Genomic DNA, 16,954 nt, shown 5'->3' on the forward strand with positions numbered 1-16,954 from the left:
TCCCATATTTTTTTAGTAATTTCGCATCTTTAAAATAATATTGAGGCGTTTTTTGCCAGAAATGTATTTAATCACAACGAATTAGAAGTTTAGAAAATGATATTCACAGAGTACAAAACCTTAGATTTACCCACCTTAGCCGGTGAAATTTTGAAATACTGGCAGGAAAACAACATATTCGACAAAAGTATCGACTTGCGTGAGGGCAAAACGCCTTTCGTGTTTTTTGAAGGACCGCCTTCGGCAAACGGAATTCCGGGCATTCACCACGTGATGGCGCGTTCCATCAAGGATATTTTTTGTCGTTACAAAACCCAAAAAGGCTTTCAGGTGAAGCGAAAAGCGGGCTGGGATACGCACGGACTGCCCGTAGAACTCGGCGTGGAAAAAGAACTCGGCATCACCAAGGAAGACATCGGTAAAAAAATCTCTGTGGAAGATTACAACAAAGCCTGTAAGGAAGCCGTGATGCGTTACACCGACATCTGGAACGACCTCACCGAAAAAATCGGCTACTGGGTGGATATGGAAAATCCGTACATCACCTACAAATCCAAATATATGGAGTCGGTTTGGTGGCTGTTGAAACAGATTTATAATCAGGGACTTCTGTACAAAGGCTACACCATTCAGCCTTATTCACCAAAAGCAGGAACGGGACTTTCATCGCACGAACTCAATCAGCCGGGAACTTACCGCGATGTTTCCGACACCACGATTGTAGCTCAATTCCGTGTGAAAACTTTTTCGTATCAGCTTATAAATCAGTTTAAAGATTTAGGCAGAAATGTGTTTGTATTGGCTTGGACAACCACCCCTTGGACGCTTCCGTCAAATACGGCTTTGGCTGTGGGCAAAAATATTGATTATGTGTTGGTTAAAACTTTTAATCAATACACTTACGAGCCGATTTATGTGATTTTAGCAAAAGATTTAGTATCAAAACAATTCGGAAGCAAGTTTGCCGAAGGTGAAAATTCTGAAATATTTGACCGAATTGAACAAAAATACAACGAAATCCCTGATAGAGATGATGCTTTGGACATTATCAATGTGGCGATTGCACAAACCAGCGAGATGAAGCACGCTAAAATTCCGTATCAAATCATCGACGAATTTAAAGGCTCGGATTTGGAAGGAACTACTTATGAGCAACTGATTCCGTGGTTTTTACCTGCCGAAAATGCCGACCAAGCCTTCCGTGTGATTACGGGTGATTTCGTAACGACGGAAGACGGAACGGGTATTGTGCATATCGCCCCGACTTTCGGTGCTGATGACGCTCGTGTTGCCAAAGAAAACGGCATTCCGCCGATGCTCATCAAAGACGAAAACGACAATTTGGTGCCGCTTGTGGATTTGCAAGGAAAGTTTGTGAAAGGCAACAAAGTTCCTGAAATTTTCAGCGGAAAATACATCAAAAACGAATATTACGACGAAACGGTGCCTGAAAAGTCTTGGGATGTAGAACTCGCTATTCTCTTAAAAACAGAAGGTCAGGCGTTTAAGGTGGAAAAATATGTTCACTCCTATCCGCATTGTTGGCGTACCGACAAACCCGTTTTGTACTATCCGCTTGACTCGTGGTTTATCAAAATTACCGACATCAAAGACCGCCTTTTTGAACTGAACAAAACCATCAACTGGAAACCCAAAGCCACTGGCGAAGGGCGTTTCGGAAACTGGTTGCAAAACGCCAACGACTGGAATTTGTCGCGTTCGCGTTACTGGGGCATTCCGCTTCCGATTTGGCGAACCGACGACAAAAAAGAAGAAAAAATCATCGGCTCGGTGGAAGAATTAAAAGCTGAAATTCAGAAAGCTATCGCCGCCGGAGTGATGAGCGAAGACATTTTTGCTGATTTCAAAGTGGGCGATATGTCCGAGGCAAATTACGAAAAAATCGACCTGCATAAAAACGTGGTGGACAACGTTATTTTAGTGTCCGAAAGCGGAAAACCGATGAAACGCGAAAACGACCTTATCGACGTTTGGTTTGATTCCGGTGCGATGCCTTACGCCCAATGGCATTATCCGTTTGAGAACAAAGAAATGGTTGAAAACACTTGGAAAACAGCTGATTTCATTGCTGAAGGAGTAGACCAAACCCGCGGTTGGTTCTATACGCTTCACGCCATTGCAGGATTGGTTTTCGACGGAATTGCGTATAAAAACGTGGTTTCCAACGGATTGGTTTTAGACAAAAACGGACAAAAAATGTCCAAACGCTTGGGCAATGCCATCGACCCGTTCGCCACGCTGAAAGAGTTCGGACCTGATGCCACTCGCTGGTATATGATTTCCAACGCCAATCCGTGGGACAACTTAAAGTTTGATTTAGAGGGAGTTGCAGAGGTTAGGAGAAAATTCTTTGGAACGCTTTACAACACCTATTCGTTCTTTGCTTTGTACGCCAACGTGGACGGATTTTCATACAAAGAAGCTGATATTCCACTTGCGGAACGTCCCGAAATTGACCGCTGGATTTTATCGGAACTGCACACGCTTATTCAAAAAGTGGACGAAGCCTACGAAACCTACGAGCCTACGCGTGCCACACGACTCATTTCCGATTTCGTGCAGGAAAATCTAAGTAACTGGTACGTAAGGCTTTGCCGTCGTCGTTTTTGGAAAGGCGAATACGAAGCCGACAAAATTTCGGCATACCAAACGCTTTACACTTGTCTGCTCAACGTGGCAAAATTGATGGCTCCCGTAGCTCCGTTTTACGCCGAGCGATTGTACAAAGATTTGACCGCCAAAACGGGACAAGAAAACGCCGAAAGTGTGCATCTGACCAACTTCCCGAAATCGGATAACACAATGATTGACAAATTATTGGAAAGCAAAATGGAAAAAGCTCAAAGCATTTCGTCATTGGTGCTTTCGCTTCGTAAAAAGGAAATGATAAAGGTGCGTCAACCATTGCAAAAGATAATGATTCCTGTTGCCAATGCAGCGGAAAAAGCTGAAATTGAAGCCGTTGCCGACCTTATCAAATCGGAAGTGAACGTTAAGGAAATCGAACTTTTGGAAGATGCGTCCGGAATTTTGGTAAAGCAAATAAAACCGAATTTCAAAACCTTAGGTCCTCGTTTTGGGAAAGATATGAAAGCCGTAGTTGCTGAAATACAGAAATTTACGCAAGAAGATATTCTTTCCATCGAGAAAAAGGGCGAACTCACGTTGAATTTAGCCAATGGCGAGGTGGTTTTAACCCTTGACGATGTGGAAATTACCACCCAAGACATCGAAGGTTGGCTTGTGGCAACGTCGGGAAGTTTGCTCGTGGCGTTGGACATTCACATCACGGACGAACTCAAAAAAGAAGGCATCGCCCGTGAGCTCGTGAACCGCATTCAGAATATTCGCAAGGACAATAATTTTGAAATTACGGACAAAATTAACATTCGCTTGCAAAGCGAAAAAACATTGGAGGAAGCCGTTTCGGCAAACCTACAATACATTAAAAATGAAACGCTTACTAACGAACTTTCCTTCACGGAAAACCTTTCCGGTGAGGCGATAGAATTCGATAATATCACGACCAAAATCGTGGTGGAGAAAGCGTAAACAATTTCATTGCTCTGAAAAGAACCTTTGTCAAAGTCTTTCGGACTTTGACAAAGGTTAAAAGAGCTTTTCCATCGGTATTTTCTTCTTTCCCTGCATAAAAACCCCAAAAAAATGTGGCAAATAAAAACTTTTGAGCAGTTAAACACTTCCGAGTTGTACCAAATAATGCGTTTGCGGGTGGCGGTTTTTGTGGTGGAGCAAAATTGCCCGTATTACGAGTTGGATGACGAAGATTTACGCTGTCATCACGTGTTTTACACCGATAAAAACGCAAAAATCAGTGCGTATAGCCGTGTTTTTAGAAAGGAAAACCACATAACCTTCGGGCGGGTTGTTGTTTCGCCGGAATGCCGAGGCTCGGGACTCGGAAAACGACTCGTACAAGAAGTAATGGCTTTTATCCGAGCTACTTACCCTCAAAAAACAATCGTCATTGAAGCCCAACAATACGTAATTCCTTTTTATGAAGCATTCGGATTTAAATCCGTAGGCGGATTATTCGATTTGGATGGTATCCCACACCAAAAAATGCAATGTGATTCGTTTTAAACAGCCGTTTTTCTGAAACTTGAAACCGTAAAATAACCTTTCCTTCCGTAGAAAAAAAGAAATCCGTTAAGGAAAATTAATTTTCTTGCTAAAAAATTTGTTTTTTAAAAAAGGAAATCGTATCTTTGAGCGGTAAAAAAGAGTTTCCCTGCTAGAAAATTTAATTTCCGACCTGTAAAATTAAATCTTACCGGTGGTTCGTTGAAAAGAATAGCAGTAGAATTCAATTTTACTGATGAATAATTCAATTTTACTGCTGTAAGATTAAATTTTCAATCAAGAAAAATGTTTTTTATTGAAGAAAATTCATTTTTCCATCCATAAAAAAACTCTTTATAAGATAAAAATCGGCTTTGGGTAGTGTTTCTACGCTGCAAAATAGGTGCTGTTATGAAATTCAATGAAAGAAATGCAGTAATTACCCACAGCATAACCCTTACGCAAGGTGTAAAATGGGCAATTCGGTCAAGAAATAACCGCCAACCATCAAATACCCCTGCGTTTCGTGCTTTGATTTTTTCCTTCAAAGGAAGAAAACGAAAAAAGAACGAGAACTATTTAAAATTTTGAAACAAAAAAATAAATTATCAACATTAAAACTAGTATTACTATGGCAGCACTAACGTATTCAAAACAGATTACCAGTGTAAAACTGATGGTAGACGGGCTTCGTAACCACGCGGGCGAAGTAACCAAGATTGACAACGAGTTTATCAACAAACTCGAAGCCCTCCGCACGGAGGTGGAAACCCTTAACAGCGAGCAAGAGAAACTAAAAGCGGACTTGAAAGCCAAAACCAAGGCGTTGGACGACAAAATGAAGGAACTCATCGAGAGCCACTCCTTTGCCCGAACACGCGTAAAGGTGGATATTCCGCAAGAGAACTGGAAAGAGTTCGGTATCTCGGCAAGCCGATAGGTTTTCCGGCAGGGAATGATTGTTTTTTATCAGAAAATAACGCTATGAAAGCACTACAATTCATTGCAATGGCTTGTTTTTTGGTGATACCTTCGGGGTATGCCCAAAAATTTGTTTCCGAAAACGAAATTACCGCTCAGAAATTCGGCACGGAAACCCTTTACAAGTCCGACAAAACCGACGAACCACTTGATGGTGATTACAAAGTGGCTTTGGGAGGCGGAAGTTTCTATGAGGTACATTTCGCAAAAGGTCGGATGCACGGAAAATACAAACGTTTTTCATCAAAAGGCGATTTGCTGGAAGAAAGTTCGTATAATAATGGTGAACTCGACGGAAAAAAAGCGGTTTATAACCAATTCGACCCGAAAAACCTCGAACGACTGATGCATTACAAAAAAGGCAAACCCGATGGCAAGTGGCAGGAGTTCAATTCCAAAGGAAAACTGCTTCGGGAAGACAATTTCACCAACGGAAAGCTCAATGGCGAGCAGAAAAAATTTGATTCCGACGGAAATTTACGCCTTTTGGAGACGTACAAAGACGATGTAAAGCACGGAAAGTTCTGGGGCAAGATGGTTTCCAATCGGGGCGATTACCAATACACGCGTTTCTACAAAGACGGTGAGCCTTCCGGCAAGTGGAAAGAAGTAAACGAGAACGGAACCCTTAAAAAAGAGGTGGAATACACCAATAAGGACACGTATACCGAGCGGGAGTACTTCGGAAATGGCAACCCAAAAATCGAAATTCGTGTAAAAAACGGCAAACGCAACGGTATCTGTAAGGAATTTTACGATACGGGGGTGGTTGCCGAAGAAAGGGATTACAAAGACGACAAAATCATCGTGCGAAAAACCTTTCACGTGAACGGAAAGCTCAGCGAACTGTGGAATTTAGCCAATGGCGAACTGCACGGGGCGTATCTCTCGATGAATTCCGAAGGGAAGAAGGAAGTGGAAGGCAATTACACGAACGGACTTCGTGACGGCACGTGGAAATATTATTATCAGGACAAGGATAACTTCTTGGAGAAAGAAACTCCGTACGTTCGCGGCAATAAAGAAGGCGTTTTCAAGTCGTACCACCGCAGCGGCAAGCTCTACACCGAAGGTTTCTACAAGAATGACACGATGCACGGCACGTGGAAGTATTACACCGAGGGCGGAAAGCTCGAAAAAGAGGACGTTTATGACCATCGCAATCTAATAAAATCAACTCAGTTTTAAGAAAAACAAATTTCAAAGCAAGAAAATAACAAAAGAATGCATCATTCAGTTTAAAAATAAGAGTATTATGGAAGCAGAAAACATCAGAGCCCGATATTCCGACAAGGAACTTGAAGAATTCAAGGCGCTTATTGAAGAAAAAATCCAGAAAGCCCAAGCCGATTTAGAGCTTTTGAAAAGCGCCTATATGAATAGCGCCAGCAACGGCACGGAAGACACCGCCCCCACCTTCAAAGCCTTTGAGGAAGGCTCAAAAGTGAACAGTAAGGAAGAAAATACGGCGTTGGCAATCCGTCAGGAAAAGTTTATCCGCGATTTAAAGCACGCCCTTATCCGTATTGAAAACAAAACCTACGGGGTTTGTCGGGTTACGGGCAAACTTATCGATAAACGCCGCTTGCTTGCCGTTCCGCATACCACGTTGAGCATTGAAGCCAAGAATATGCAATAGTCGGTTTGGCGTAAATGGCGCGAAGTGATTTATTATTTTGCCAAAACAAGACGGTATTGCTTTAAAAAATGCTGTCAAACGGTGTTGTGGCTAAAAATACCGACGAAAACCGGCAGGTATAACCAAAAAATTTGACAGTTAGTGAGGTTCACTAACTGTCAAATATATTTTTTAATCTGTAATCTCCACTAAAATGGGGCAATGGTCGCTGTGTTTTGCTTCGGGTAAGATTAAGGCACGTTGCAAACGACTTTCAAGCGGTTGCGCCACCAAATTATAATCAATGCGCCAGCCTTTATTATTATTGCGGGCGTTTGCGCGATAACTCCACCACGAATAATTGTGAGGTTCTTTGTTAAAATGGCGGAAACTATCGATAAAACCGCTTTTCATAAAGGAATCCAACCAAGCTCTTTCTGCCGGCAAGAAGCCCGAAACGTTTGCATTGCGCACGGGGTCGTGAATATCGATGGCTTGATGACAAATATTGTAGTCGCCACAAATTATCAAGTTAGGAACGGATTGTTTGAGCCGGTCGATGTACTTTTGGAAGTCGTCCATAAAGGCAAACTTGAAGTCGAGCCTGTCAATATTGGTTCCCGAAGGCAAATAGAGGCTCATTACCGAAACTGAATTGAAGTCGGCGCGTAAAATCCGCCCTTCTTTATCCATATAATCGATACCGCTCCCGATTTCCACGTGGTCAGGTTTGATTTTCGAGAGGATAGCCACCCCGCTGTATCCTTTTTTTTCGGCGCTATGCCAGTATTGGTATTTATACCCTAAGTCTTCAAAGGTTTTCGTGTCGATTTGGCTTTCCAACGCTTTAATTTCTTGCAGGCAAAGCACGTCGGGATTGGCATTTTCGAGCCATTGGGCTAATCCCTTGGTCATTGCTGCCCTTATCCCGTTTACATTGTATGATATTATTCTCATTTTTAGTTTTTTTGTGATTTCAAGCGGACAAATGTAGCGATATTTTAATGATAAACTGCTGTTTTCAGTAAAATTATTGTACGCGAATGGTTTTTCCGTGCAGGGAAACTTTCTTTTTTTGCAGTAAAATTACGTTTCCTTGCACGAAAATCTTCTTTCATTGCAAGGAAATTATTTTTCTTTGCTGGAAAATTTTCTTTTATAGCAGGAAAAGTATTCTTTTATTTCACAAAAAATTTCTTTTCTTGTAAGAAAATCATTTTTTTATGCTATCGGAAAAGATAAACCGACACATAACAAACAAAATCCTGCCGGTTATTTAAAACCAACAGGATTTCAAGATTAAATTACAGTAAATTTACAACTATTTTTTGCTTGTTTTTTTGTTTTTACGGCAGTAAAATTATTTATTTCAGTTTATTTAGATACAGATTCACCACGTTTTCAAGCCCCAAATACAGAGATTCGCTAATAAGCGCGTGCCCGATGGAAACCTCCAACAGGTTGGGAATGTTTTCCTTGAAGAATTTGATATTATCGAGGCTTAAATCGTGTCCGGCATTGAGCCCCAGCCCTACTTTTTGCGCTTCCAAGGCGGCTTTCACATAGGGTTCGATACCTTTTTGGTTGCCTTTTTCATATTCGGTTGCGTAACTTTCGGTGTACAGCTCTACGCGGTCGGTTCCTGTCTCGGCGGCGGCGTTTACCATCGCTTCAACGGGATCAACAAAGAGTGATGTACGGATTCCGTTTCGTTTAAATTCGGAAATAACCTCGGTTAAGAAGTTTTTGTGCTTGCGGGTATCCCATCCGGCATTGGAAGTGATGGCATCATCGGCATCAGGCACGAGTGTTACCTGTGTGGGCTTCACTTTCAGCACCAAGTCCATAAATTTCGGGATGGGATTGCCTTCAATGTTGTATTCGGTTACCACAACATTCAGTAAATCAAAGGCATCTTGATAGCGAATGTGGCGCTCATCGGGTCGCGGGTGGATTGTTATCCCTTCGGCTCCAAATTTTTGTACATCGGTGGCAACTTTCAGCAGGTTGGGCACGTTTCCGCCGCGTGAATTTCGCAGAGTTGCGATTTTATTGATATTTACGCTTAATTTTGTCATTTTTAAATCTGAATTTTGCACAAAGGTACATCTTTTCCGGTGAAAATCAAATGCCCGAAACGAAAAAATATTTTCCGGCAATTGTTATCTTTATCATTTTCTTTTTCATACCTTTGCCCAAAGAAATAAATATTCAAGTACTTATGAGAAATTCGCTACTTATTTTACTAATTCTGTTGGCATTTGGTTCATGCCGAAAGGAAACGACGGTTTTTAACAGTAATCCGTTGTTGTACAAAGATTATATTTCCGGATTTACCGGTGGAACCGTTTCTGCCGAAACGAGTTTTAAAATTGCTTTCAACAAAGCGCTTTCACCCGACAAAATATCGAAAATCAACAACTTAGATTTGTTTGAAATCGCCCCGAAAGTTAAAGGGAAAGTGGTAAGTTCCAATCCGTATGAAGTGGAATTCATTCCGGAAAAACGTTTGGAACAAAATACTCAATACAAAGTTTCTTTTCATTTAAAGAAATTATTTGAGGTTTCTGACGGATTGGAAACGTTTCGTTTTTCAGTAAAAACCCTGCAACAAGGTTATAAAATTAAGGAAGGAGATTTGCAATCTTACAATGAAAATCTGTATTTTTTAAATGCCGAATTGCTTGCCAATGATAAAATTTCGTATGAAACAGCCAAAAAACTGATTTCAGCGCAATTAGGAAACAAAAAAGTAGCGGTAAAATTCCTTTCGCAAGGTAGTAGCAATCGTTTTTCGATTGTTTTTGACAGTCTTCCACGTGCCGAAAAGCCACAAAATCTGGAAATTAAATGGCAAAGTGGCGCCCCCGAAAGCACAACACCTTTTTCATTTGTCATCCCTGAAAGAGGCGTTTTCAAGGCGCTTGGTGTAAAAACGGAAAACACTTCAAATCAATCGTTTCGTATCAATTTCTCGGAACCGCTTGAAAAAAATCAGAATTTTAACGGTTTGGTAACGCTTTCACAAACAAGTAACGAACTGAAATACAGCGTTAATGGAAACGTACTGAATGTTTTTCGTGAAACTTCTGAGGAAGGTGAGTTTCAAGTAACCGTTTATGAAGGAATTCGAAGCCTTTACGGAAAACGCATCAGTGAAGCGAAATCGTTCTCAGTCAATTTCTTACAGCAAAAACCTGAAATCAGGCTTGTAAAAAACGGAACGATTTTGCCAAGCTCACAAAACCTTAAAATTCATTTCCAAACCATTAATTTGCGTGCCGTAAATGCCACGGTTTATCGCATTTATGAGAATAATATTCTGCAATTTTTGCAAGAGAACAATTTAGGCACAGGGCATTCTCTGCATCGGGTTGGGAAACCTATCGCCAAAAAAGTAATTCAACTTTCAGAAAGCACGTTATCTCCTCTGAAAGAATGGAATACGTATTCACTTGATTTATCATCAGTTATATCACCCGAACCTGGGGCTATTTACCGCGTGGAGTTTTCAATGAAGAAAAACTATTCGCTTTATGCCTGTGGTTCTGAAAATGAGCCGCTTGACCTTTCATTTGAAGAAGAACCGCTTGAAAAAGAACTTGATGAAGATGATTATTACTATTACTGGGGTGGCAGCAACAATCCTTGTGATGAAGAATATTACGGCGCACACAAAAACGTGGCAACCAATGTGTTAGGGAGTGATTTAGGCGTAATTGTCAAAAAAGGACAGAACAATCATTATACGGTTATCGTAAACAATATTTTAGACACCGAACCTGTTAGTGGAGCTACGGTTGAAGTGTTTGATTATCAGCAACAAAAAATACAGGAAGGCAAAACAGACGGCAACGGAATTGCTAAATTTGAGATTTCGCACCGTGCTTTTTTTGCGAAGGTAAGAAAAGACAACAGCACCACATACGTGAAAATGGACGACGGAGTGCCGCAATCGCTCAGTAATTACGACGTGGATGGGCTTCGTTTGCAAAAAGGCTTGAACGGACATATTTACGCCGAGCGAGGCGTATGGCGACCTGGCGACAGCATTTACGTGGGCTTCGTGCTGAATGATTTTGCTCAAAAAACGCCTGAAAACTTGCCTATAAAACTCAAATTTACAGACCCTTACGGAAAAGTAATGGCAGAACGTGTACAAAGCAGTAACCCAACACATCATTACGTTTTCGGATTAAAAACCTCGCCCGAAGCTCCCACCGGAAATTGGAATGTGAGCATTTCGGCAGGTGCGGCTAAATTCAGCAAGCAAATCAAGGTCGAAACCATAAAGCCCAACCGATTAAAAATTGAAAACAGCCTAAGCGGAAAATTAATTTCGGCACAGGGTGAAAACGCTCGTTTACAAGTACTTTGGTTACACGGTTCGCCAGCCGGAAACACGAAAGTGAACGTAAAAGCCAAATTCTACCCGATGGAAACGGCGTTTAAAGGCTACGAGAAATATTTATTCAACAACAAAGCCTATCAATTTGAAAATCAAGAAATTTCTGTCTATGAAGGACAAACTGACAGCCAAGGAAATACCAATTTCTATTTCAAAGCCGAAGAATTACAAGCTCCCGGAATGTTACGGGTAAATTTCCTGACACAAGCCGATGAAAGCGGAGGTGATTTCAGCACCGATGTTACAACTGCATCATTCTCACCTTATGATAGTTACGTAGGTTTACGATTGCCCGAAACCAACAAATATGATTATTATGACACCGAAAAAAATCACACTTTCCAAACGGTGGTGCTTTCCGAAAAAGGCAAACCGCTGAGTGGGAAAAATATTCAAGTTTCGGTTTACAAAGTAGGCTGGAATTGGTGGTGGGATGCTTCCAATCAAAATATTTCAACATACAGCAGTTCAAGCAGTAACGCGTTGTACACCACTAAAAACATCGAAACTGACCAAAGCGGAAAAGCCAAATTTGACATCAAAATTCCTGATGGCGATTGGGGCAGATATTTCATTTTGCTTTCCGAAGAAGATAGCGGACACAAATGCGGAACCACCGTGTATTTCGACTGGGGAGATTGGTCGGGAAAATCGCGAAACGCCTCAGGAGATGAAGCCGTTATGCTCGCCATCGGAAGTAACAAAAAAGAATACAATGTGGGCGAAAAAGCCAAAATTTCATTCCCTTCGGATAAGGGCGGACGTGCATTAATCTCTGTTGAAAACGGAAGTGACGTTATAGAAACTCACTGGGTAACAGCTGATTCCGGAGAAACAACTTATGAAATTCCGATTACTGAAAGAATGACACCAAACGTTTATTTTTACGTTACGTTGTTGCAACCGCACGCCCATTCGGCTAACGATGCTCCCATTCGTTTGTATGGCGTTTTGCCGATTTCGGTAGTGGATAAACAAACCCGTTTGGAGCCTGTTATTCAAATGGCAGAAACATTACGTCCCGAACAAAAAACGACTATCAAAATCAGTGAAAAGAACGGAAAAACAATGACTTACTCGCTTGCTATTGTGGAAGACGGTTTGCTGAATTTAACCCGATTCAAAACCCCGAACCCTTGGAGCAAGTTTTTCTCAAAAACGGCTCTGGGCGTAAAAACTTGGGACGTGTACAACGACATTATCGGAGCTTACGGAGGCACGGTAAATCAAGCTTTTAGCATTGGTGGTGATGAAGATTTGGGCGGAGCTGACGCACAAAAAGCCAACCGATTCAAGCCGTTTGTAATTGTTAAAGGTCCGTTTGAATTGAAAAAAGGGAACACGAATGCTCACACGGTACAAATCCCGAATTATATGGGCTCGGCACGGGTTATGGTCATCGCTTCCGATGTGGCTAAAAATGCCTTTGGAAGTGCCGAGAAGAAAGACATTCCGGTTATTAGTCCATTGTCATTGCTTGGTTCGTTGCCTCGAAAAGCGGTTCCGGGTGAGAAAATCACCTTGCCGGTTACGGTTTTTGCAATGGAAAAAAATATCCGAAATGCCACCGTTTCCGTAGAAACAAATGCTCATTTTAAAGTAGTTGGTAATAAATCACAATCGTTACAATTCAGCGGAACGGGCGAAAAAATGGCGTATTTTGAACTGGAAACCACCCAACAAACAGGCATCGGAAAGGTAAAAATCACGGCAACTTCGGGCAATGAAAAAGCAACTTACGAAGTGGAAATGGATATTTACAACCCGAATCCGGTAACGTATTTTGTTCAAAATGCGGTTCTTGCGGCAGGAGAAAGTCAAAGTCTAAACACTTCCGTTTTTGGTGAAAAAGCCAAAACCGTGTTGGAAATTTCGAGTTTCCCGGGTGTGAATTTACACCAACGGTTGAATTATTTGATTTCGTATCCGCACGGTTGTGGCGAACAGATTACATCGGGGGCGTTTCCGCAATTGTTTTTGGGTGATTTTGTAAAACTTACTTCTGAAAAAAGCGAAGAAGTACGCCGAAATGTAACCGCTGCCATCAGCAAATTACACGAAAATCAGCTTCCTAACGGTGGATTTGCCTATTGGAAAGGAAATCGATATGCCGATGATTGGGCAACGTCATACATCGGTCATTTCTTTATTTCAGCAGAGAAAAAAGGCTACGTTCTTCCGTCGGGAAGCAAGCAAAATTGGCTGAATTATCAAAATAACGAAGCCCGTCAATGGCGTTTTGAACCCCAATCTCGCAATGATTTTGCTCAGGCATATCGCTTGTACACGTTGGCTTTGGCAGGCGAACCCAATATGGGAGCTATGAACCGATTACGGGAGACCGGCGAAATTTCGTCCGATGCAAAACGTTTACTGGCAGCTTCTTACGCCGTTGCGGGACAGAAACAAACCGCCATCAATCTGTTTCAATCAACCACGTTGGACGGCAGCAACCACGGTTATTATTACGGTTCGGAAGTTCGTAACAAAGCGATGGCGCTGGAAACGGCTCTGCTCGTTGGGAAGAAAGAAGATGCAGCTCGTTGGGCGTTGGAAATTGCCGACAAACTCTCGTCTTCCGATTGGATGAGTACGCAAACCACTGCCTACGCACTTTACGCAATGGCTAAATACGTGGAAATCAATAAAAGTGGTGCTTCATTTTCAGTATCGTATTCCTTTGCGGGGAAAACCGAAACCGTTACATCAAGTGAACCAATGGCTTCCGTTGCATTACCAACCCAAGGAGATAAACAGCCCGTACAGCTGAAAAACACCTCAAAACAAACACTTTACGTGCGACTTATTTCAAGTGGCGTATTGCCCGTTGGGGAAGAATTAACAATGCAAAACGGATTGGCACTTGTCACCACCTATCGCGATAAAAACGGTAACGTGCTTGATGAGCGTATGTTACGTCAAAGCACGGAACTGACCCTTTCTATTGAAGTTAAAAACCTGACCAATGAATCGGTTGAAAATGTGGCTCTTACGCAAATTATTCCGTCGGGGTGGGAAATTATCAACACACGCTTTACGGATTATGTTGATACTGAGCAAGATGCGCATATTGATTACGCTGATTTTAGGGATGACCGCGCTAATTTCTATTTATCACTGCGAGGCAATCAAACAAAAGTTATCCGATTGAAAATCAACGCTTCGTATGCAGGTCGTTACTATCTTCCGGGTACTTTTGCCGAAGCGATGTACAACCCACGCTACAATACCCGAACCCAAGGAAAATGGGTGGAAGTTATCCGAAATTAATCTCTTTTGGATTTTAATAATTACAAAAAAACTGTCGGCTTGGTAAGTTGGCAGTTTTTTGTTTTTCAATATGTTACATCTTTTTCATCAAAATAATTACAATTGTATTTTTATAAATGAAATATATTTTTTAGATTTGCCGAAAAATTATTTTCATAACACATAAATAATAAATGATGCTAAAAAAATATGTATTTACGTTTTTACTGCTCACTTGTGCAAAAATATGGTCGCAAGAAGCTGTTTTAAAAGGAGTTATCACATCGGAAGGACAACCGCTTGAAGCCGTTTCACTCGTTCTGGAAAACTCGGAGCATAAAAAATGGGTAACTTCCGATCGCAACGGAAGTTTTGAACTTCGCATTCCAAGCGGAAATTACACACTAAAAATCAACTCATTAGGTTATCTTTCCGTTACCGAAAAAATCGTTTTGAAAGCCAATGAAACGCTCAAAAAGGATTTCAGCTTAAAACCCGACGTTTTGGGCATTGACGAGGTGGTAATCACAGCCACTAAAACCGCCTTGAACCGCAAGGAAGCTCCTGTTTTAGTGAGTGTTACGGGACAGAAAGATTTGGTAAACGTGAAAGCCACCACGCTGATGGAAGGTTTGGTTTTCCAACCCGGATTACGAACCGAAGTAAACTGTCAAAATTGCGGATTTTCACAAGTGAGAATCAACGGTTTAAGCGGTGCATATTCCCAAATTTTGATTGACAGCCGTCCTATTTTCGGGTCGTTTAACGGCGTGTACGGACTGGAACAAATTCCGGCAAGTATGATTGACCGCATTGAGGTGATTCGCGGTGGCGGTTCGGCACTTTTCGGAGCAAATGCCATAGGCGGAACGATTAACGTAATCACAAAGAATCCTACTGAAAATGAGGCTCAAGCAGGCATTTCAATGGCGCTTATCGGCGGAAAATCAGAAGATGTGGTGGCTTCGTTTAACGGCTCAATCGTAAGCGAGAATTTTGCCCGCGGCATTTCTTTTTACGGAATAAACCGCAACCGCGAAGCGTACGACGCCAATGGCGATGACCTTTCGGAACTTCCCAGACTGCGAAATCTCAACGTCGGAGCCAAGTTTTTCAACGATTTTACTTCCCGTAAGAAAATGACTGGCGAACTTAATATCGGCAATGAAAACCGACGCGGAGGCAATAAATTTGATGAGCCCGAACATTTGGCTGACATCGCCGAATCAATCCGAACCAATATGGTGGGCGGAAATCTGACGTACGATTATCTTTCGCCATCGTACAATCACAAATTTTCGGTTTTTGCTAGCGGACAACGAACCAAAGCCGACAATTACTACGGAGCTTTCGACACTGAGAACCAAACCTATGACGTTGAAGCACTTAACTACGGAATTACGCGCGAAAATGTTTGGGTGATTGGCGGGCAACACACCGCACAACTTTACGTAGGAGAAGGTTCCGTACAATTGACATCGGGTGCGGAATACAAAGCTGACAAAATCTCGGAAAATCGCCGCAATCCCGATATTCTTTCCGTAAATCAAAATCAAAATGTCTTCGGATTGTTTACCCAAGCCGACTGGAAAATCCTTCCAAATTTCAAAATTTTGGCAGGCTTACGTTTGGATAATACGTCTTCTAATTTGTTACAAAAATCAATCACGACCATCAATCCCAGAGCCAGCGTTTTGTATAATATTACTAATGAGGTAATTACGCGAGCTTCGTACGCACGTGGATTTAGAGCTCCGTTGTTTTATTCCGAAGATGCTCATAACGAATTGATTACGGGAGAAGTACGCCGTGTACAATTGGCTTCCAATCTGAAAAAAGAAACTTCGGACAGCTTCACGGCTTCATTGGAATACAACCATTCACACGACGGACATCAGTTGGTGGCGATGTTGGAAGGTTTTTACACCGCACTGCACAATCCGTTTGTATATGTTTCTGTTGGGAAAGAAAACGAACTGGATATCAAGGAGAAACAAAACGGTGATAAGGCAACCGTGAAAGGCGTTAATTTGGAACTCAAATACAGCCCCAACCCTAAAATTGCCTTGCAGTTGGGAGCAACTTTTCAGCGTTCAAAATACGAAAAACCGCAAGTGGTTGCCGAAACCGAAACCGGCGAAGTGCTTGCCAGCGACAATATGTTGCGTTCGCCTTCGGCTTACGGGAATTTCACGGTCACCTACAAACCCCTTGACCCTTGGGCAATTAACCTCACAACGGTTTTTACTGGCTCGATGGAAACCCTACACGAAGGCAGAAACGAACTGGTTACCACACCCAATATGTTTGACTTTGGTTTGAACTCTTCGTACTATTTTAAATGGGGGAATTTCTTCACGATGGAAGCCAGTATCGGGGTAAAAAACTTGTTTAACGATTACCAAAAAGATTTTGATACAGGCATTGACCGCGACTCGAATTATATTTATGGTCCCTCACTGCCCCGAACGTTCTTTGCCGGTTTGAAGATAAAGTTGTAAAAACTTGCCTGTGTTTTGAAAGGCAAACGTAAAAAAGTTGTGTATTAAGCTATATTTTGAATGTGTCGTAAAAATGAATTTACGGCACATTCT

Annotated in this window: 9 protein-coding genes; 7 read left to right on the forward strand and 2 right to left on the reverse strand. The window is 41.9% G+C overall.

The features are described 5' to 3' along the window. The first annotated feature begins 96 nt into the window (after positions 1 to 96). The 5 genes from ileS to Q4D72_RS02000 all read left to right on the forward strand — a co-directional run bounded on the left by ileS (position 97) and on the right by Q4D72_RS02000 (position 6,724). Complete coding sequence (gene ileS, locus Q4D72_RS01980) at positions 97 to 3,573, forward strand: isoleucine--tRNA ligase (protein ID WP_303075743.1); 3,477 nt, start codon at positions 97 to 99, stop codon at positions 3,571 to 3,573. Positions 3,574 to 3,687: 114 nt separating this feature from the next. Further along, positions 3,688 to 4,125 carry a GNAT family N-acetyltransferase gene (locus Q4D72_RS01985; RefSeq protein ID WP_303075744.1) on the forward strand — a complete coding sequence of 146 codons (438 nt, stop codon included), beginning with the start codon at positions 3,688 to 3,690 and terminating at the stop codon, positions 4,123 to 4,125. A gap of 610 nt (positions 4,126 to 4,735) precedes the next feature. Further along, positions 4,736 to 5,044, forward strand: coding sequence for a membrane-binding protein (locus Q4D72_RS01990; protein WP_303075745.1), 309 nt, complete (start codon positions 4,736 to 4,738; stop codon positions 5,042 to 5,044). 44 nt (positions 5,045 to 5,088) lie between these two features. After that, complete coding sequence (locus tag Q4D72_RS01995) at positions 5,089 to 6,273, forward strand: toxin-antitoxin system YwqK family antitoxin (RefSeq protein ID WP_303075746.1); 1,185 nt, start codon at positions 5,089 to 5,091, stop codon at positions 6,271 to 6,273. A gap of 67 nt (positions 6,274 to 6,340) precedes the next feature. Beyond that, positions 6,341 to 6,724 carry a TraR/DksA C4-type zinc finger protein gene (locus Q4D72_RS02000; protein WP_303075747.1) on the forward strand — a complete coding sequence of 128 codons (384 nt, stop codon included), beginning with the start codon at positions 6,341 to 6,343 and terminating at the stop codon, positions 6,722 to 6,724. Between the two features lie 171 nt (positions 6,725 to 6,895). Here the strand turns inward: Q4D72_RS02000 and Q4D72_RS02005 are convergent, their stop codons facing one another. Both Q4D72_RS02005 and Q4D72_RS02010 read right to left on the reverse strand, forming a co-directional pair. Continuing rightward, on the reverse strand, positions 6,896 to 7,660 hold the full coding sequence (locus Q4D72_RS02005) for an exodeoxyribonuclease III (protein WP_303075748.1): 765 nt from the start codon (positions 7,658 to 7,660) through the stop codon (positions 6,896 to 6,898). 407 nt (positions 7,661 to 8,067) lie between these two features. Further along, on the reverse strand, positions 8,068 to 8,781 hold the full coding sequence (locus tag Q4D72_RS02010) for a pyridoxine 5'-phosphate synthase (protein WP_303075749.1): 714 nt from the start codon (positions 8,779 to 8,781) through the stop codon (positions 8,068 to 8,070). Positions 8,782 to 8,924: 143 nt separating this feature from the next. Between Q4D72_RS02010 and Q4D72_RS02015 the strand changes: the two genes are divergently transcribed. Next, entirely contained in the window at positions 8,925 to 14,381 is a 5,457-nt protein-coding gene (locus Q4D72_RS02015) for an alpha-2-macroglobulin (RefSeq protein ID WP_303075750.1), read from the forward strand. Between the two features lie 173 nt (positions 14,382 to 14,554). After that, positions 14,555 to 16,861, forward strand: a complete 2,307-nt coding sequence (locus tag Q4D72_RS02020; protein WP_303075751.1) for a TonB-dependent receptor — start codon at positions 14,555 to 14,557, stop codon at positions 16,859 to 16,861. Positions 16,862 to 16,954: the final 93 nt, after the last annotated feature.

It is taken from the genome of Capnocytophaga sp. (genome assembly GCF_030532915.1).
Taxonomy (GTDB): domain Bacteria; phylum Bacteroidota; class Bacteroidia; order Flavobacteriales; family Flavobacteriaceae; genus Capnocytophaga.

Bases quoted from the DNA above. Each gene is read 5' to 3' on its own strand.
- Q4D72_RS02010 (WP_303075749.1), bottom strand. From the start codon at position 8,781: ATGACAAAATTAAGCGTAAATATCAATAAAATCGCAACTCTGCGAAAT.
- Q4D72_RS01985 (WP_303075744.1), top strand. From the start codon at position 3,688: ATGTGGCAAATAAAAACTTTTGAGCAGTTAAACACTTCCGAGTTGTAC.
- Q4D72_RS02020 (WP_303075751.1), top strand. From the start codon at position 14,555: ATGATGCTAAAAAAATATGTATTTACGTTTTTACTGCTCACTTGTGCA.
- Q4D72_RS01995 (WP_303075746.1), top strand. From the start codon at position 5,089: ATGAAAGCACTACAATTCATTGCAATGGCTTGTTTTTTGGTGATACCT.
- ileS (WP_303075743.1), top strand. From the start codon at position 97: ATGATATTCACAGAGTACAAAACCTTAGATTTACCCACCTTAGCCGGT.
- Q4D72_RS02015 (WP_303075750.1), top strand. From the start codon at position 8,925: ATGAGAAATTCGCTACTTATTTTACTAATTCTGTTGGCATTTGGTTCA.
- Q4D72_RS01990 (WP_303075745.1), top strand. From the start codon at position 4,736: ATGGCAGCACTAACGTATTCAAAACAGATTACCAGTGTAAAACTGATG.
- Q4D72_RS02000 (WP_303075747.1), top strand. From the start codon at position 6,341: ATGGAAGCAGAAAACATCAGAGCCCGATATTCCGACAAGGAACTTGAA.
- Q4D72_RS02005 (WP_303075748.1), bottom strand. From the start codon at position 7,660: ATGAGAATAATATCATACAATGTAAACGGGATAAGGGCAGCAATGACC.